Here is a 17,399-nt window from a genome sequence, read left to right on the forward strand (position 1 = left end):
TGTACGCCTGTAGGAGCTGCCGAAGGCTGCGATCTTTTGGGATCAATGCGGTTTGACGAATCGCATCAATCCAGCATCAACACCTTGGCCAGAATGATCTTCGGCCCTTTCATCTTCTTGATGATGATCCGCAGGCCTTCGACTTCCAGCACTTCTTCCTCTTCTGGCACCCGCTTCAGGCTTTCGTAGACCAGCCCGGCGAGGGTTTCGGCTTCAACGTGATCCAGATCGATGCCCAGCAGTCGTTCAACCTTGAACAACGGCGTATCACCGCGCACCAACAGTTTGCCCGGTTGATACGCGAGGATCCCGCGCTCGGCCTTGCGGTGTTCGTCCTGAATGTCGCCGACCAGCACTTCCAGCACGTCTTCCATGGTCAGGTAGCCGATGATGTTGCCGTCGGCCTCTTCGACCACGGCGAAGTGCGAGCCGCCCTTGCGGAACTGTTCCAGCAATTGCGACAGCGGCATGTGCCGGGAGACGCGCTCCAGCGGACGGGTCAGTTCAGCCAGGTTGAACGACTCCGGAATGTGGTCCAGCGCGGCCAGTTCCAGCAACAGGTCCTTGATGTGCAGCAGGCCGACGAACTCCTGGCGCTCGCTGTCGTACACCGGATAACGGCTGAACTTGTGGCGACGGAACATCGCCAGGATCTGCTTGAGCGGAGCGTTGAATTCCAAAGTCACCAGGTCTTCGCGGGAGTTGGCCCAGTCGACCACTTCCAGTTCGCCCATCTCGACCGCCGAGGCCAGCACGCGCATGCCTTGGTCGCTCGGGTCCTGGCCACGGCTGGAGTGCAGGATCAGTTTCAGTTCTTCGCGGCTGTAATGGTGCTCGTGGTGCGGGCCGGGTTCACCTTGCCCTGCAATGCGCAGGATGGTGTTGGCGCTGGCGTTGAGCAGGTAAATCGCCGGGTACATGGCCCAGTAGAACAGGTACAGCGGCACGGCGGTCCACAGCGACAGCAGCTCGGGTTTGCGGATCGCCCAGGATTTCGGGGCCAGTTCGCCGACCACAATGTGCAGGTACGAAATGATGAAGAACGCGGTGAAGAACGACACACCTTTGACGATCTCTGCCGATTCGACGCCCACGGCGCTCAGCAACGGTTCGAGAATGTGCGCGAACGCTGGCTCGCCGACCCAGCCAAGGCCCAGCGAGGCCAGGGTAATGCCCAGTTGGCACGCCGACAGGTAGGCATCGAGCTGACTGTGCACCGTGCGCAGGATGTGCCCGCGCCAGCCGTGCTGCTCAGCGATGGCTTCGACCCGGGTCGAGCGCAATTTGACCATGGCAAATTCCGCCGCAACGAAAAAGCCGTTGAGCAAAACCAGGATCAGAGCAAAAAGAATCATGCCGAAGTCGGCGAAAATTGTAGCGAGGGTCAAACCAGGGGAAGGGTCCATGATGGAGTTTTGCGGTTTCCGTGTATTCGAAAGGAAAGAAAAATGTGCGCCTGAAGTGCAGGCACAAGTCAGCCAATGTAGCGGCTGACTTGGCGATTGCCTAGTGGCGTGTGCTGGCCGGTATCAATCGGCGGTGCTGATGACCCTGGATTTGCTGACCTGCGCGGGGGCGAAATGGCAGGTGAAGGTGCTGCCGTGGCCCGGCACGCTGCTGATTTCCATCCGCGCGCGGTGGCGCAGCAGCACGTGTTTGACGATCGCCAGGCCCAACCCGGTGCCGCCGGTGTTGGAGTTGCGGCTGGAGTCGACGCGGTAGAAGCGTTCGGTCAGGCGCGGCAGGTGTTTGCTGTCGATGCCGATCCCGGAATCCTGCACGCTCAGGTGCGCGCCCTGTTCATCGCCCCACCAGCGAATGCGGATATTGCCTTCGGCCGGGGTGTACTTCACCGCGTTGAACACCAGATTGGAAAACGCACTGCGCAATTCCGCTTCGCTGCCCTTGAGCAGAATGGTCGGATCGGCTTCCAGAGTGATGCGCTGGTTTTTCTGGCCGGAGAGTTGCTGCGCATCGCTCTTGATCGATTGCAGCAATCCGTCGATGGCCACGGGTTGGTTATCCGACGGGTAATCGGTAGCTTCCAGTTTCGCCAGCAACAGCAAGTCGTTGAGCAAGGTCTGCATACGCCCGCCTTGCTGCTGCATTTGTTGCAGGGCGCGGGTCCAGCGTGGGTTCACTTCCTCGACATTGTCGAGCAGGGTTTCCAGGTAGCCGCAGATCACCGTCAGCGGCGTGCGCAGCTCGTGCGACACGTTGGCGATGAAGTCTTTGCGCATCTGTTCCAGTTGATGGATGCGTGTCACGTCGCGCACCAGCATCAGGTGTTCATTGTTGCCATAGCGGGTGATGTACAGCTGAATGCGCACGCGGTCGTTGGTTGGCGAAGGGATTTCCAGCGGCTCGGCGTAGCTGTCCTGCTCGAAGTACTCCTTGAAGCGCGGATGGCGCACCAGGTTGGTCACCGGTTGGCCGCTGTCCTGCGGAGTCTTGAGGCCCAGCAGGGTTTCAGCGGCGCGGTTCCACCATTCCAGGTTGCCGTCGCTGTCGAGCATGATCACCGCGTCTTTCAGCGCGGCAGTAGATTCCTGAACCCGGTCGATCACCGCCTGCAAGCGCCCGCGTACCCGTTGGTCACGACGTTGCAGGTGATAGATGCTGTCGAACACCTCGCCCCACAGGCCGTAACCATCGGGCGGTGCTTCATCGGGTTTGTGCAGGCGCAGCCATTCGTGCAGGCGCAGCAGTTGCTTGAGGGTCCAGGCCAGGTAAATACCCAGGCCTGCGGCGAGACTCCAGCCGTAGTAGCCGGTGATCAGGCCGATCACCAGGCAGGCGGTGACCAGCAGCAGCATGTGGCGAATCAGGGTGCCATGCCAGTTTTGGTTCACTTGACGCGCGTCCTTGTCAGCTTGTCGGGCGGTAAAGGTCCGGGTCAGGCTTTGGTAGAAAAGCGGTAACCGGTGCCGCGCACGGTTTGTACCAGATTTTCATAGGCATCGCCGAGGGCTTTGCGCAGGCGACGGATGTGCACGTCGACGGTGCGTTCCTCGACATAGACGTTGCCGCCCCAGACCTGATCCAGCAACTGGCCACGGGTGTAGGCGCGTTCCTGGTGGGTCATGAAGAATTGCAGCAGACGGTATTCGGTCGGGCCCATTTCCGCGGGTTTGCCATCGATGGTCACGCGGTGACCGATCGGGTCGAGCAACAGACCGCCGACTTCAATCGGCGCTTCGCCATCGGTAGGGCCGGCGCGGCGCAGCACGGCTTTGAGACGCGCCACCAGCTCACGAGGGGAAAACGGTTTGGTGATGTAATCGTCGGCGCCAACTTCCAGGCCCTGGATCTTGTTGTCCTCTTCGCCCTTGGCGGTAAGCATGATGATCGGGATGTCCCCGGTCAGCTCATCGCGCTTGAGGCGGCGGGCCAGCTCGATGCCGGACGTGCCGGGCAGCATCCAGTCGAGCAGGATCAGGTCCGGCTTGCGGTCGACGATGATGGCATGCGCCTGCTGGGAGTTCTCCGCCTCCAGGCAGTCATAGCCGGCCATTTCCAACGCAACGGCGATCATTTCGCGAATGGGCGCTTCGTCGTCGACGATCAGAATGCTCCTGCCAACCATGCCTTAATCCTCTTGTCATTTAACTGTCTTGCGCGCATTAGATAACGGAATTATTGCAGTCGTGTGACAGTATTTTAGTCGACCTGCGATTGTCACGATCCTGGACTAAGCTCTAAGTCCGAACCCTGACAACCACAAACGGAAGGTTTCCATGAATCACATTGCTCAATCCTGGAAGGCTTTGCTGGTCACTGCTGCGCTAACGCTGCCGACACTGGCCTTTGCCGCTGAACCGGTGATGATGAAAGACGGCATGATGGTCGACCATAAAGGAATGACCGTGTACACGTTCGACAAGGACTCGGGCGGCAAGTCGATGTGCAATGACGACTGCGCGAAGAACTGGCCACCGATGATGGCTCCGGCGGGCGCCAAGGCCGAAGGCAAATTTACGCCGATCAAGCGCGATGACGGCACAATGCAGTGGGCCTATGACGGCAAGCCGCTGTATACCTTCGTGAAGGACAAAGCGCCTGGAGACATGACAGGCGACAAGATGAAAGACGTCTGGCACGTCGTCCACGAGTCGCAGAAGTAATCTTTACGGCTGCAAATCTGCCCCGGTTTCCGGGGCAGATTTCGTTTAGCGCAATGCGTAATCCAGCACGATCCCGACGAAAATCGCCAGTCCGGCCCAGTGATTGTGCAAAAACGCCTGGAAGCAGCGCATCCGGTCCTTGCCGCGGGTGTACCAGAACTCCCAGGCAAAGCAGCCTGCCGCCACCGCCAAACCGAGGTGGAACCAGCCGCCGAGCTCGAATTTCGACCCCGCCAGCAGCAGGCAACCCAGCGCCAGGCCTTGCAGGGTCAGGATGATCACCCGATCCGCGTCGCCAAACAGGATTGCCGTGGATTTCACGCCGATTTTCAAATCGTCATCACGGTCGGTCATCGCGTAATACGTGTCGTAACCCACCGTCCACAGCAGGTTGGCGATCCAGAGCAGCCACGCCGCCGCCGGCAGTTCCCCGGTCTCGGCGGTGAACGCCATCGGCATGCCCCAGGAAAACGCCGCGCCCAGCACCACTTGCGGGTAGTAGGTGTAGCGCTTCATGAACGGGTAAGTGAAGGCCAGCGCCAACCCGCCGAACGACAACCAGATCGTCGGGGCATTGGTGCACAGCACCAGCAGAAAACTCACGCCCATCAGCAGCGCAAAAAACACCAGCGCCTCTTTCGAGCTGATCTTGCCGCTGGCCAACGGACGTTGCGCCGTGCGCTTCACGTGGCCATCGACCTTGCGGTCGGCCCAATCGTTGATCACGCAACCGCCAGCGCGGGTCAGAATCACGCCGAGAACGAAAATCACGATGTTGGCCAGCGACGGCGAGCCTTTGCCGGCAATCCACAGTGCCCACAGCGTCGGCCAGAGCAGCAGGTAAATGCCGATCGGCTTGTCCATGCGCGTCAGTTGAATGAAATCCCAGGCCCGAGGGTTCAAGCGGTTGAGGGACTTGAGCAGGCTCTGGTACATCAGCAGTTCTCCGGATGGGCGCGGGCGGCGCTCCACAGGGTCGGCAGGAAAATCTCGGCCACCAGCACGCTCAGGGTGCCGCGATCGAAGCGCGAGCGACGGCCCCACAACTCAGGCGCCTGTACTTCCGTCGGCAGCCAGTCTTGAGGATAGTGACAAACCTCGATGGCGCGGCGCTGGAACGCGTGGTCGCAAAACAGCAATTCGCCCAATGAGCGGCTGCCCAATTCGTCCATGTGCAAACCGTCACCCTGCAATGCACTGCGCGATGCGACGCTGCGGGCAAACACCCACGCCTGGCCATGCCCGCGCAGATACACTTCGCGCACCCAGCCCTCGCTGCCTTCGGCCAGGTCCAGCGCGGCGCATTCATCGGCGCGCAAGGTCTGCCAGCCTTCGAACAACGGAATGACGCTGAAGCCGTCATTCGACAGACGGGTCAGGCGCCGGGTCAGCGATCCTTCGTCGAACAGCCAGTCGAGAGTAGAGGCGTCGGGGAGCGGAGCGAGTTGGCTTCTGGGAACCCAGAACGGGGATTTTGAGTGCGGCACAGTACGTCATTATTGGCAGCAAGGGAGGCGGCGAGCTTAACATGTCAGCTGATAAATTTGAGTGATCCAGCCGCCCGTTGCGCCGAACAGGCTTGCATCTGCGCGGCCCCATCAGTACAAAACGCGCTGAGCCGAGCGGCAGCGCTGCAATCATCGATCGTCCGGCCGGCAAAAAGCCTGAACTGAGGAAGTACCTGAATGAAAAAGTGGCAATGTGTGGTCTGCGGCCTGATCTATAACGAAGCCGACGGCTGGCCGGATGACGGCATTGCGCCGGGCACCCTGTGGCAAGACGTGCCGGAAGACTGGCTGTGCCCGGATTGCGGCGTCGGCAAGATGGATTTCGAAATGATCGAAATCAACTAAGACATTTTGAGGAGTAAGGAATGAACGCACCTGTCGTGATCGTCGGCACCGGCCTGGCTGGCTACAACCTGGCCCGGGAGTTTCGCAAACTCGATAGCGAAACCCCGCTGCTGCTGATTACCGCCGATGACGGGCGCTCCTACTCCAAGCCGATGCTCTCCACCGGTTTCGGCAAAAACAAGGACGCCGACGGCCTGAGCATGGCCGAACCCGGCGCCATGGCCGAGCAGTTGAAGGCGGAAGTGCGTACCCACACGCGCATCAGCGGCATCGATCCTGGCCACAAGCGCCTGTGGATCGGTGAGGAAGCGGTGACTTACCGCGACCTGATCCTGGCCTGGGGCGCCGAAACCGTGCGTGTGCCCATCGAAGGCGACGCGGCGGATTGCGTGTTCCCCATCAATGACCTGGAAGACTACGCGCGCTTTCGCGCGGCGGCGGCCGGCAAGCGTCGGGTGTTGCTGCTCGGCGCCGGCCTGATTGGTTGCGAGTTCGCCAATGACTTGAGCCTCGGCGGCTATGAGGTGCAACTGGTTGCCCCGTGCGAACAGGTCATGCCGACGCTGTTGCACCCGGCCGCTGCCGCGGCGGTCCAGGCCGGGCTGGAAAGCCTTGGTGCGCGCTTCCATCTAGGGCCGGTGCTCACTCGCCTGCAACGCGTCGGCGATGGGCTGGAAGCACATCTGTCCGATGGTCAGGTCATCCCGTGCGACGTGGTGGTCTCGGCCATTGGCTTGCGTCCGCGCATCGACATGGCCGCTGCTGCCGGCTTGCAGGTCAATCGCGGTGTCGTGGTTGATCGGCATCTGCAAACCTCACACGCGAATATCTATGCGCTGGGCGACTGTGCCGAGGTCGATGGGCTGAATCTGTTGTACGTGATGCCCCTCATGAGTTGTGCGAGAGCGCTGGCCCAGACCCTCGCCGGCAATCCGACGGCGGTCAGCTACGGCCCGATGCCCATTACCGTGAAAACCCCGGTGTGCCCGTTGGTGGTGTCCCCGCCGCCACGGGGTTTGGAGGGTGTCTGGACGGTTGAAGGGCAGGGCGCCGACATCAAGGTTTTATGCCGCGATGCCTCAGGCAAACTGCTGGGTTATGCCCTGACAGGCACGGCCGTCATGGAGAAACTGGCCCTGAACAAAGAGCTTCCGGCGCTGCTGGCGTAAATAGCGGTCGTTCTGTCGGAATCACCCCCATTTTGCCCATACATTGGCCGCGTCGACACTGGCGCGGCTGGGCGCTGCGTGCCATCCTCACTCCCGTCTGCCGCAGAGTAGAGCATCTGCGGCGCTTTGGGCGCTGCTCCGCAGAGAGCAGCACGGACATAACAAAAACAAACCGTCAAAGGGGCTTCACTAATATGCGTAAACCAGAACTCGCCGCAGCCATTGCTGAAAAAGCAGACCTCACCAAAGAGCAGGCCAACCGCGTCCTCAACGCCGTTCTCGAAGAGATCACCGGCGCCCTGCACCGCAAAGACAGCGTGACGCTGGTAGGTTTCGGCACCTTCCTGCAACGCCACCGCGGCGCCCGCACCGGCAAAAACCCGCAAACCGGTGAGCCAGTCAAAATCAAGGCCAGCAACACCGTCGCCTTCAAGCCAGGCAAATCGTTGAAAGACAGCGTTAATCCGTAATTGCGGTGATCTCCTTCCCGAATAGGGAGGACCGCAATAAAAAAATGGGCATACCGATTAAATCGGATGCCCATTTTTTATGCCTGAAAATACTGTGCTCCTACAGGGTTTAGCGGAGCTGTTACTTGCGCTTCAGCATCACCGGCAACTGCGCCACCAACTTCACATTGTTCAACGGTGCCCGAATAAACCCGCGCTGGGTCCCGTCCGGCCCGATCACTGCCAGATTGCCGCTGTGATCGACGGTGTAATTCGGTTTGCTGGTATCCGCCGGGATGAACGGAATGCTCACCGCGTTGGCGACTTTTTGCAGTTCTTCCACCGATTTGGGCGTGAGGCCGATGAACTGCGGATCGAAGTAACCCAGATACTGCTTGAGCTGCTTGGGCGTGTCGCGGTTCGGGTCGACGCTGACCAGCACGATCTGCAATTTATCCACCGCTTCGGGCGGCAGCTCGCTCTTGATCTGCCGCAGCTGGGCGAGGGTGGTCGGGCAGATGTCCGGGCAGAAGGTGTAGCCGAAGAACAGCAGCGACCATTTGCCTTTGAGTTCGTTGATCGCCACCGGTTTGCCATCCTGATCGGTCATCGTCACATCCGGCAGGTTGCGGCTTTGCGGCAGCAGGATGATGCCGGCGTCGATCAGTGCCGTCGGGTCGCCCTGGCCTTTGCCGGACAGCACTTTATTGATGGTCAGGCCCAGGACCAGCGCGATCAGGGCGACAAGGATGAAGACGGTTTTCTGGGTTCGAGTCATAGGTTCAACAATAAGTAGTGGTCTACGAGCAGCGCGATAAACAGCAGGAACAGGTAGTAGATAGAGTACTTGAACGTGTTGATCGCCGCGTGCGGCCGAGTGCCACGGTACAGCACCACGGCCCATTGCAGGAACCTCGCGCCCAGGCCGATCGCGCAAATCAGGTAGAGCAGGCCGCTCATGTGAATCACGTAGGGCATCAGGCTGACGGCCAGCAGCGCGCCGGTATAAAGCAGGATGTGCACCTTGGTGTAATGCTCGCCGTGAGTCACCGGTAGCATCGGAATGTCAGCCTTGGCGTATTCCTCTTTACGGTGGATGGCCAGCGCCCAGAAGTGTGGCGGGGTCCAGGCGAAGATGATCAGCACCAGCAGCAACGGTTCGGCGCTGATGTGGCCGGTGGCGGCGGTCCAGCCGAGCAGCGGTGGAGCGGCACCGGCGAGGCCGCCGATGACGATATTCTGTGGCGTCGCGCGTTTGAGAAAACCGGTGTAGACCACCGCATAACCGAGCAAGGAGGCGAGGGTCAGCCACGCCGTCAGCGGATTGGTGAACGCCAGCAACAAAGCCTGGCCGAGCACCGCCAACGCCAATGCAAACGTCAGGGCTGCAGCCGGAGACACCCGCCCTTCAGCCAGCGGTCGTTTGTGGGTACGCGCCATGACCGCATCGATCCGCCGGTCCACCACATGGTTGACCGCCGCCGCACCGCCCGCACACAAGGCGATCCCCAGATTGCCGAACACCAGCACGGTCCACGGCACCCCGGCGCGAGTGGCGAGGAACATCCCGACCAGCGAGGTGATGAGCATCAGCACCACCACTTTCGGTTTGGTCAGTTCCAGATAGTCACGCCAGATCGCCTGGCTGTGACGTTCGCCGATCAGAATCGCCATGGCATCTCTCCTTTTATTGTTATGGGCCCGGCTGAATGTTTACGCGGGCTGAAGCGCCAGCGCGAAGGTTGCTTGACCCGAACCAGACTGGTTCGCGCGTGATAATTGACCAGCACCATCGTCAGCAACAGCGCCGCACCGCCAGCGTTGTGCGCGACGGCTACCGGCAGCGGCAGATGAAACAGCACGTTGCTGATGCCCAAGGTGATTTGTGCCGCGAGGGCGACCAACACCAGGCCCGCCAGTCGCGTCATGCCGACCAACTTCAGTTGCCAGGCGAGGCCGAGCAGCACCAGCGTCACCAGCAATGCGCCGATGCGGTGGGTCAGGTGAATAGCCGTGCGCGCATCGCTGTCGAGTTGCCCGCCGAGGTAGTTCGGGCCGATGTGTTGGGTCAGGTGAAAGCCATTGGCGAAGTCAGCCGGTGGCAACCATTGGCCATGGCAAGTCGGGAAGTCGATGCAGGCCACGGCGGCGTAATTGGAACTGACCCAGCCACCGAGGGCGATTTGCCCGATCACCAGCAGCAGCCCGGCCGTCGCCCAATGCTGCAAACGCCGTGGCACCGTCAGCGCCGGGAGCACGCCGGACAGGCGCAAGGTCAGCAGAAACAACAGGCTCAGCGTGGCAAAGCCGCCGAGCAAATGCCCGGTCACTACTTGCGGCCAGAGCTTGAGTGTCACCGTCCACATGCCGAATGCCGCTTGCGCGAATACCACCGCCAACAGGAACAGCGGCAACTTCACCGGCTGCCCCGGATGCCGGCGATGCGTCCATGCGCGAGCGGCCAGGGCCACAATCAACAGCCCCAGCGTGCCGGCAAAGTAGCGGTGGATCATCTCGTTCCAGCCCTTATGGGCTTCGACCGGTGTATCCGGGAAATGCAATTCGGCATGGGCCAGTTGGGCTTCGCTTTTCGGCACGCTGATAAAACCGTAGCAGCCGGGCCAGTCCGGGCAGCCGAGGCCGGCGTGGGTCAGGCGGGTGTAGGCGCCGAGCAACACCACAATCAGTGCCAGCAAGGTGGCAAACAGCGCGAGGCGAAATCCAGGTTTGGCCATGACGATGCCCTTATCCGATGTTGGACAGTTTCAGCAGGTGACGCAGGTCGTTCAGCAGATCCTTGCCCTTCACCGCAGGGTCGTAGCGCAACACCAGATTGCCGTGCGGGTCGATGATCCACAGTTGTGGCGCAGCTTTGTCACCGGTGGTTTTGCTGAAGGTGTTGAGGTCCAGCGGGTAGCGTTGCAGCTGCGGATATTCGCGGGTCAGCTTGGCCTCGTAATCGGTTGCCAACGGCTGCGCAACGGCGATCGCGTGGCTGGCACGCCCGGCGTCGCGACCCAGGCCGATCTGAACCTGCCGCGCCAGATACACCAGTTGCTGGCAATCGACGGCGCAGTCCTTCGGCGCGGTCACCAGCAACTGCCAGCGGTCTTCCTGTGCCTGCACCCCTAGGTCGGCACGAGTCTGGCCGTTGCCGATCAGTTCGCCGTGATAGCTGCGCCCTTCCGGTACCCAGAACTGCAATTTGTACATGCCGGTGGCGAGGACCATCGGCCCGATTACCCCGAGCAGAATCAGCAGCAACTGCAAACGTCCTTTGCGTCGGTTCACCGACGGTTTTGCCTCAGACATGCTGGGTGGATTCATGGCCGCTCCCATGGTGTTTCTCCTTTGCGTTGTGCCAGCCGAGGTAGAGGTAGAGACCGAACAGAGCGATCGACATGGCGAACCACTGCACGGCATAAGCGATGTGTTTTTCCGGGCCCATGGCAACGACCGGCCAATCGGCCTGGTAAGTCGCCGGCCCGGTTTCTGCGCGTAATTCGTAGGCGAAGCCATCACGCTCGAGACCCGCCCAGAGTTTGGGCGGGACGACTGCCGTGACCAGTTGCGGCCAGGTCGTGGTGTCGGGATCGGCGTGGAGCTGGAAGGTTGCGCCGGGGGAGACGTAAACCCAGGCGTCGAGGCTCAAGGCCTGAGTCGGGGTGGTGAATTGCGGCGGTGTACGCCGGTCCGGCCACGGCAGCCAGCCACGATTGACCAGCAACCAGAGTCCGGTCGCCTGATCCTGGAACGGTTGCAGCAACTCGACGCCAACCTTGCCGTTACGCTGGCGGTTATCCAGCAACAGGCTGTGGGCGGCATCGAACTGACCGTGCAGGCGAACGCGGCGGAAGGCTGGATCGGCGCTGTGTTGCAGCTCGGTGCTGGCCATCGGTTCGGCGGCCCGGCGTTCGGTGTAGGTTTGCAGCAGCGCGCTTTTTTCCGCGCCCCGGCTCAATTGCCAGAACCCGAGCGACACCAGCAGCGGCAGCAACAGGGCCACCACCAGCGTCGGCACGATGCCCGGCCGGAAACGCTTCATGGCATCGCCAGAAAGTCGGTCAACGCGATAGCTATACTCAAGTGCATCGCTAGTCCCCCGGAGTCTCACCATGCTCAAAGCAGCCATCGTCCTGATGCTGATTGCCACGGTTGTCAGCCTGTTCAGCGGCCTGTTTTTTCTGGTCAAGGACGACAGCAGCTCGAACCGCCTCGTCATTGCCTTGAGTGTTCGTGTAGCGCTGGCCGCCATTACCGTCGGCTTGATCGCCTGGGGTTTTTTCAGCGGCCAGTTGGTTTCCCACGCCCCTTGGTAGAGGTCAGAGCACGTAGACGAATACGAACAGCCCGATCCACACGACGTCCACGAAGTGCCAGTACCAACTCGCTGCCTCGAAGCCGAACTGATGCTCGTTGTCGAAGTGCCCGCGCATGATCCGCATCAGCATCACGAACAGGATGATGGTGCCGATGGTCACGTGCGCGCCGTGGAACCCGGTGAGCATGAAGAATGTGGCGCCGTAGATGCCCGAGCCCAGCGTCAGGCCCAGTTCGTGGTAAGCGTGGATGTATTCTTCGGCCTGAAAGCCAAGGAACGCGCATCCGAGCAACACGGTGATCGCCAGCCACAATTTCAGCGCACCGCGATGGCCTTTTTTCAGGGCGTGGTGGGCGATGGTCACGGTGACGCTGGAACTGACCAGCAACACGGTGTTGAGCAGCGGCAGGCCCCAAGGGCTGATGACATCTTTGGGTGGCGGAAAGAGTTTGGAATCCGGGTTGTTCAGCAGCGGCCAGGTGAACTCGAAGTTCGGCCACAGCATGTGGGCGATGCCTTTGGCGCCTTCACCACCGAGCGCCGGCCCGGAAACGTGGCGCACATAAAACAGCGCACCGAAGAAGGCGATGAAGAACATCACCTCCGAGAAGATGAACCAGCTCATGCCCCAGCGAAACGAACGGTCCATCTGCGCGCTGTACAAGCCGCCGCGACTTTCCTTGATCACCGTGCCGAACCAGCCGAACAGCATGTAGGCCAGCAGCAGACCACCGACGAAAAAGATCAGCGGGCCGTGGGATTCCGGCCGCGCGGCTTTCAGATCGTTGAACCAGGTGGCCAGGCCGAATACGGTGACAAACATCCCGACCGTGGCGATGATCGGCCATTTGCTCTGGGCCGGAACGTAATAATGTTCATGAGTTGCCATTTATTGTTCTCCTTATCGGGCACGCTCAACCGCCAGTGTTTACTGCGACCGGTGGATGTCGGGCGGTGATATCGAACAGCGTGTAGGACAGCGTCAGGTGCTTCACATCCTTGGGCATGTCACGGTCAACGATGAAACGTACCGGCATCTCGATCCGTTGACCGGGCTGCAGCACTTGCTGGGTAAAGCAGAAACATTCGGTCTTGTGGAAATACGCCGCCGCCGCGCTGGGCGCGATGCTCGGCACTGCCTGGGCGCTCATCGGCTTATCGGTGGGGTTGTGCGCAATGAAGATCATCTCGTTCACAGCCCCGGGATTGGCCGTCAGCTCATCGTGCTTGGGATAGAAATCCCACGACATGTCAGCGGAATTGGTCGACAGAAACTGCACGCGCACCTGCCGCGAGGTATCGACCGTTTGCTCGCCCTCGTACTGCCCGGCGGTCTTGCCGTTGATGCCGAATGCCTTGCACATCACGTCGTAGATCGGCACCAGCGCAAACCCGAACACAAACATCGCCACCACCACCAGCAACAGACGAGTGACCAGCTTCTTCATCGAAATCGAATCAGCCATGACCTATGCCCTCTACCGAGAACCCTGTGGGAGCTGGCTGCCAGCGATGGCTGCATGCCTGACACACCGCGGTGATCCCATCGCTGGCAAGCCAGCTCCCACAGGAATTTCCACAAGGCAGAAATTGTTCATTTCACTTCCGGCGGCGTCGTAAAGGTGTGATACGGCGCCGGTGACGGAATGCTCCACTCCAGGCCTTCCGCCCCGTCCCACGGTTTGGCCGGTGCAGGCGGGCCGCCGCGAATGGTCTTGATCACGATGAACAGGAAGAACAGCTGCGTGGTGCCGAACATGAACGCACCGATCGACGACACCATGTTGAAGTCGGCGAATTGCAGGTTGTAGTCCGGAATCCGCCGCGGCATGCCCGCCAGGCCCACGAAGTGCATCGGGAAGAAGGCCATGTTCATACCGATGAACGACAGCCAGAAATGCAGCTTGCCCAGGGTTTCGTCGTACATGTGCCCGGTCCACTTCGGCATCCAGTAGTAGGCGGAAGCGAAGATCCCGAAGATCGCACCCGGCACCAATACATAGTGGAAGTGCGCGACCACGAAGTAGGTGTCCTGGTACTGGAAGTCCGCCGGCGCGATGGCCAGCATCAGCCCGGAGAAACCGCCGATGGAGAACAGGATCACGAACGCCACCGCGAACAGCATCGGCGTCTCGAAGGTCAACGAGCCCTGCCACATGGTGCTGGCCCAGTTGAACACTTTCACCCCGGTCGGCACCGCGATCAGCAGCGTGGCGTACATGAAGAACAACTCGCCCACCAGCGGAATGCCGACCACGAACATGTGGTGCGCCCAGACGATGAACGACAGGAACGCAATACTCGCCGTGGCGTAGACCATCGAGGTATAGCCGAACAGCGGCTTGCGCGAGAAGGTCGGGATGATCGAGCTGACGGCGCCGAAGGCCGGCAGGATCATGATGTACACCTCGGGGTGACCGAAGAACCAGAACACGTGCTGGAACAGCACCGGGTCACCACCACCGGCGGCACTGAAGAAACTGGTGCCGAAGTGGATGTCCATCAGCATCATCGTCACGCAACCGGCCAGTACCGGCATCACCGCGATCAGCAGGAACGCGGTGATCAGCCAGGTCCAGACGAACAGCGGCATTTTCATCAGCGTCATGCCGGGGGCGCGCAGGTTGAGGATGGTGGCGATCACGTTGATCGCTCCCATGATCGAACTGATCCCCATCAAGTGGATGGCGAAGATGAAGAACGTCACGCTTTCCGGCGCGTATGTCGTCGATAGCGGTGCGTAGAACGTCCAGCCGAAGTTCGGCCCGCCACCGGGGGTGAACAGGGTCGACACCAGCAGGATGAACGCCGCCGGCAACAGCCAGAAGCTGAAGTTGTTCATCCGTGGCAACGCCATGTCCGGCGCACCGACCATCAGCGGAATCATCCAGTTGGCGAGGCCGACGAAGGCCGGCATCACCGCACCGAAAACCATCACCAGACCGTGCATGGTGGTCATCTGGTTGAAAAATTCCGGCTGGACGATTTGCAGGCCCGGCTGGAACAGCTCGGCGCGAATCACCATCGCGAACGAGCCGCCGAGCAGGAACATGGAAAACGCGAACCACAGGTACAGCGTGCCGATGTCCTTGTGGTTGGTGGTCAACACCCAACGCATCAGGCCTTTGGCAGGGCCGTGGGCGTGGTCGGCATGACCGTGGTCATCGATTACGGCGCTCATGGCCTGTCTCCTGTAACCGGATGGGCTGGGCTGGCCGGGGCATATTGCCCCGACCGGTTCCTGAGGTGAGCAATGGACCGGGTCATTTGCTTTCCGCCTGTTTCAGCTCCAGCACTTCTTTTGGCGTGACCATGTCGCCCTTGTTGTTGCCCCAGGCGTTACGTTCATAGGTCACGACCGCTGCGATATCGACTTCCGACAACTGCTTGCCGAACGCCGCCATGGCGGTGCCGGGCTTGCCATGGAAGACAATGCTCAGGTGCGCGTCTTTTGGTCCGGTGGCGATTTTCGAGCCCTTGAGCGCCGGGAACATCGGCGGCAGACCCTGGCCTTCAGCCTGGTGACAGGCCACGCAAGTGGTGTGATAAACCTTGTCGCCGCGCTCCTTGAGCTCGTCGAGGGTCCATTCCTTGCTGGTCAGCTCTTTGAGTTGCGCGGCTTCAGCCTTGCGCTCGCCCAGCCATTTTTCGTAGTCGGCCTTTTCCTTGACCTCGACCACGATCGGCATGAACCCGTGGTCCTTGCCGCACAGCTCGGCGCACTGGCCACGGTAGATGCCGGGCTTTTCGATGCGGGTCCAGGCTTCGTTGACGAACCCCGGGATCGCATCGCGCTTGACCGCGAAGGCCGGCACCCACCAGGAGTGGATCACGTCAGCGGAGGTCACGAGGAAACGCACCTTGGCGCCAATCGGCAGCACCAGCGGCTTGTCGACTTCGAGCAAGTAGTGCTCGCCCTTGGCTTCCTTGTTGTGGATCTGGTCGGCGGGGGTGGCCAGGTTGCTGAAGAACTCAACGTCCTGGCCCAGGTATTTGTAGTGCCATTTCCATTGATAGCCGGTGACCTGGATATCGATATCCGGCTCACTGGCGTCGTACATCTTGATCAGGGTCGCCGTCGCGGGAACCGCCATGGCCACCAGAATGATGAAGGGCACGATGGTCCAGAGAATTTCGACGGTGGTGCTTTCATGGAATTTGGCGGCCACCTGCCCGGTCGAGCGGCGATGCAGGATCATCGACCAGAACATGGCGCCAAAAACGATGATGCCGATCACTACACAGATCCAGAAAATGGTCATGTGCAGGTCAAAAACAGCGTGACTGATTTCAGTCGCTCCAGGCGCCATATTCACAGTCCAGGCCGCTTGCGCCTGACTGAAAATCGACCACAACAGGAGGCCCATCCAGACATGTGGATGTCGCATCATTGCGGGTTCCCCTTATCGTTCTTGTTATCCCGCCGGCTTTCACCTGCGGCAAGGGAGCGGCTGCATCAGACTACGAACTTGAGCACCGGGCCTTGCTGCATATGCAGTCGGGCGTCATCAGCTAACTCCATTCATGAGCGAGTATAGACAGCGACTCCCACCTCGCAATGTGAAGGCGTAAATCATCTGAAACAGCATTAACTTGCGTTGCAGGGCACGAATGGAGAAGGATGCAGACGAGTGGTGGCAAACCGATATAACGGGGGCGTCTCAAGGATGAAACATTTATGACAAATGCGTCTTAGCATTTATCGTAAGCCAGCTAAGTTATGTCTTCCCTATTTCATTGCCTTTGTTTCCTGGAGTTTTCATGAACACCGCCGCATTGCGCGAGCAGATCCAAAAAGCCCAACAACACGAAGCCGAAACCGGACTGCTGACTCGTCAGCTGGAAAGCAAACTGCCTCATTTACACCCGGCGATCCAATTGCCGGAGAACGACGCCAATGGCGTGCTGACGCGTTTTGTCGCCGCTTATATTGATGAAGTTCCTGATCTGCTGGATGCAGCCAATGAAGTCGCCAGGGAAGCGGGTATCGAGTCACAGATCAAACCGGTGCTGAAAATCGCCGAACAGTACTTCCTCCAGCCGCCCGCCATCATGGCCGGGCACGTCGGGCTCGACAGCCTGCTGGACGAAGCCTATCTGGCGCACCGTTTTGTCGAAGAGGTCAACGACCTGTACATCAAGCATTTCGGCCAGCCACTGATCCCCTTGGACATGACTGTCGCCAACCTGATCGCCCACCAGTTGATCGGTGAGGAATTTGCCAACCAACTCGATGAGGTCGTGCATCACGCCTTCGATGAAATGTTGAGCGAGGAGAGTTTCGCGCTGGAGTCGGTGGAAGCCTACCGCGAGAAACTCAGCAGCCCGGACACCGGCGCCGCGTGGAAACGCTGGCCGTGCATGTCGCGCCGTTTGGGCGTGGGTCTGGAGCTGGAACAGCCGGTGGTGTGACGCCACAACATCTGCTTTCTGTAGGAGCAAGGCTTGCCCGCGATGGCGGTATGTCTTCAACATTATGTCGA

At 60.3% G+C, this 17,399-nt stretch carries 20 protein-coding genes; 6 read left to right on the top strand and 14 right to left on the bottom strand.

What is annotated here, in order from left to right:
- Positions 1-65: 65 nt before the first annotated feature.
- The 3 genes from ACW9JC_RS20980 to phoB all read right to left on the bottom strand — a co-directional run bounded on the left by ACW9JC_RS20980 (position 66) and on the right by phoB (position 3,586).
- Positions 66-1,406 (bottom strand): hemolysin family protein, encoded by a 1,341-nt coding sequence (locus tag ACW9JC_RS20980; protein ID WP_416128716.1) that lies wholly within the window; start codon positions 1,404-1,406, stop codon positions 66-68.
- Positions 1,407-1,529: 123 nt separating this feature from the next.
- Positions 1,530-2,816 carry a phosphate regulon sensor histidine kinase PhoR gene (gene phoR, locus ACW9JC_RS20985; RefSeq protein WP_448109846.1) on the bottom strand — a complete coding sequence of 429 codons (1,287 nt, stop codon included), beginning with the start codon at positions 2,814-2,816 and terminating at the stop codon, positions 1,530-1,532.
- Positions 2,817-2,896: 80 nt separating this feature from the next.
- On the bottom strand, positions 2,897-3,586 hold the full coding sequence (gene phoB / locus ACW9JC_RS20990; RefSeq protein WP_034149326.1) for a phosphate regulon transcriptional regulator PhoB: 690 nt from the start codon (positions 3,584-3,586) through the stop codon (positions 2,897-2,899).
- Between the two features lie 151 nt (positions 3,587-3,737).
- Here phoB and ACW9JC_RS20995 point away from each other — a divergent pair, with 151 nt between their 5' ends.
- Positions 3,738-4,124 (top strand): COG4315 family predicted lipoprotein, encoded by a 387-nt coding sequence (locus ACW9JC_RS20995; RefSeq protein WP_338584033.1) that lies wholly within the window; start codon positions 3,738-3,740, stop codon positions 4,122-4,124.
- Positions 4,125-4,169: 45 nt separating this feature from the next.
- Here the strand turns inward: ACW9JC_RS20995 and ubiA are convergent, their stop codons facing one another.
- Both ubiA and ACW9JC_RS21005 read right to left on the bottom strand, forming a co-directional pair.
- Entirely contained in the window at positions 4,170-5,060 is an 891-nt protein-coding gene (gene ubiA, locus ACW9JC_RS21000; protein WP_416128715.1) for a 4-hydroxybenzoate octaprenyltransferase, read from the bottom strand.
- A complete protein-coding gene (locus ACW9JC_RS21005; RefSeq protein ID WP_457457301.1) occupies positions 5,060-5,611 on the bottom strand; it encodes a chorismate--pyruvate lyase family protein in 552 nt (183 codons plus the stop codon). Before ACW9JC_RS21005 ends, ubiA begins: the two co-directional genes overlap by 1 nt.
- 198 nt (positions 5,612-5,809) lie before the next feature.
- Here ACW9JC_RS21005 and ACW9JC_RS21010 point away from each other — a divergent pair, with 198 nt between their 5' ends.
- The 3 genes from ACW9JC_RS21010 to ACW9JC_RS21020 all read left to right on the top strand — a co-directional run bounded on the left by ACW9JC_RS21010 (position 5,810) and on the right by ACW9JC_RS21020 (position 7,616).
- Positions 5,810-5,977, top strand: a complete 168-nt coding sequence (locus ACW9JC_RS21010; protein WP_007954349.1) for a rubredoxin — start codon at positions 5,810-5,812, stop codon at positions 5,975-5,977.
- 20 nt (positions 5,978-5,997) lie between these two features.
- Positions 5,998-7,146: an NAD(P)/FAD-dependent oxidoreductase gene (locus ACW9JC_RS21015; protein WP_457457303.1), complete on the top strand. Its 1,149-nt coding sequence runs from the start codon at positions 5,998-6,000 to the stop codon at positions 7,144-7,146.
- Positions 7,147-7,340: 194 nt separating this feature from the next.
- Positions 7,341-7,616, top strand: a complete 276-nt coding sequence (locus ACW9JC_RS21020; RefSeq protein WP_003213368.1) for an HU family DNA-binding protein — start codon at positions 7,341-7,343, stop codon at positions 7,614-7,616.
- A 121-nt stretch (positions 7,617-7,737) separates the two neighbouring features.
- Here the strand turns inward: ACW9JC_RS21020 and ACW9JC_RS21025 are convergent, their stop codons facing one another.
- Genes ACW9JC_RS21025 through ACW9JC_RS21045 form a run of 5 tightly spaced genes read right to left on the bottom strand, consistent with a single transcriptional unit; the run spans position 7,738 to position 11,640 of the window.
- Positions 7,738-8,373 (bottom strand): SCO family protein, encoded by a 636-nt coding sequence (locus ACW9JC_RS21025; RefSeq protein ID WP_457457305.1) that lies wholly within the window; start codon positions 8,371-8,373, stop codon positions 7,738-7,740.
- Complete coding sequence (gene cyoE / locus ACW9JC_RS21030) at positions 8,370-9,269, bottom strand: heme o synthase (RefSeq protein ID WP_338584038.1); 900 nt, start codon at positions 9,267-9,269, stop codon at positions 8,370-8,372. Before cyoE ends, ACW9JC_RS21025 begins: the two co-directional genes overlap by 4 nt.
- Positions 9,257-10,330, bottom strand: coding sequence for a COX15/CtaA family protein (locus ACW9JC_RS21035; RefSeq protein WP_457457308.1), 1,074 nt, complete (start codon positions 10,328-10,330; stop codon positions 9,257-9,259). The genes cyoE and ACW9JC_RS21035 overlap by 13 nt, the downstream gene beginning before the upstream one ends.
- Positions 10,331-10,340: 10 nt before the next feature.
- On the bottom strand, positions 10,341-10,934 hold the full coding sequence (locus tag ACW9JC_RS21040) for a hypothetical protein (protein WP_457457310.1): 594 nt from the start codon (positions 10,932-10,934) through the stop codon (positions 10,341-10,343).
- Positions 10,900-11,640 carry an SURF1 family protein gene (locus ACW9JC_RS21045; RefSeq protein ID WP_457457312.1) on the bottom strand — a complete coding sequence of 247 codons (741 nt, stop codon included), beginning with the start codon at positions 11,638-11,640 and terminating at the stop codon, positions 10,900-10,902. Before ACW9JC_RS21045 ends, ACW9JC_RS21040 begins: the two co-directional genes overlap by 35 nt.
- A gap of 70 nt (positions 11,641-11,710) precedes the next feature.
- On the opposite strand from ACW9JC_RS21045, the gene ACW9JC_RS21050 reads away from it, so the two are divergent.
- Positions 11,711-11,914 (top strand): twin transmembrane helix small protein, encoded by a 204-nt coding sequence (locus ACW9JC_RS21050; protein WP_008064738.1) that lies wholly within the window; start codon positions 11,711-11,713, stop codon positions 11,912-11,914.
- 3 nt (positions 11,915-11,917) lie between these two features.
- Here the strand turns inward: ACW9JC_RS21050 and ACW9JC_RS21055 are convergent, their stop codons facing one another.
- The 4 genes from ACW9JC_RS21055 to coxB form a co-directional block, all read right to left on the bottom strand.
- Positions 11,918-12,805, bottom strand: a complete 888-nt coding sequence (locus ACW9JC_RS21055; protein WP_448105840.1) for a cytochrome c oxidase subunit 3 — start codon at positions 12,803-12,805, stop codon at positions 11,918-11,920.
- A gap of 25 nt (positions 12,806-12,830) precedes the next feature.
- Entirely contained in the window at positions 12,831-13,382 is a 552-nt protein-coding gene (locus tag ACW9JC_RS21060; protein ID WP_034149469.1) for a cytochrome c oxidase assembly protein, read from the bottom strand.
- 128 nt (positions 13,383-13,510) lie between these two features.
- Positions 13,511-15,097 carry a cytochrome c oxidase subunit I gene (ctaD, locus tag ACW9JC_RS21065; RefSeq protein WP_338584043.1) on the bottom strand — a complete coding sequence of 529 codons (1,587 nt, stop codon included), beginning with the start codon at positions 15,095-15,097 and terminating at the stop codon, positions 13,511-13,513.
- Positions 15,098-15,179: 82 nt separating this feature from the next.
- Complete coding sequence (coxB, locus tag ACW9JC_RS21070; protein ID WP_338584044.1) at positions 15,180-16,307, bottom strand: cytochrome c oxidase subunit II; 1,128 nt, start codon at positions 16,305-16,307, stop codon at positions 15,180-15,182.
- A 370-nt stretch (positions 16,308-16,677) separates the two neighbouring features.
- Here coxB and ACW9JC_RS21075 point away from each other — a divergent pair, with 370 nt between their 5' ends.
- Complete coding sequence (locus tag ACW9JC_RS21075) at positions 16,678-17,328, top strand: hypothetical protein (protein WP_338584045.1); 651 nt, start codon at positions 16,678-16,680, stop codon at positions 17,326-17,328.
- Positions 17,329-17,399 lie beyond the last annotated feature (71 nt).

Source organism: Pseudomonas sp. SDO5591_S426 (assembly GCF_054070755.1).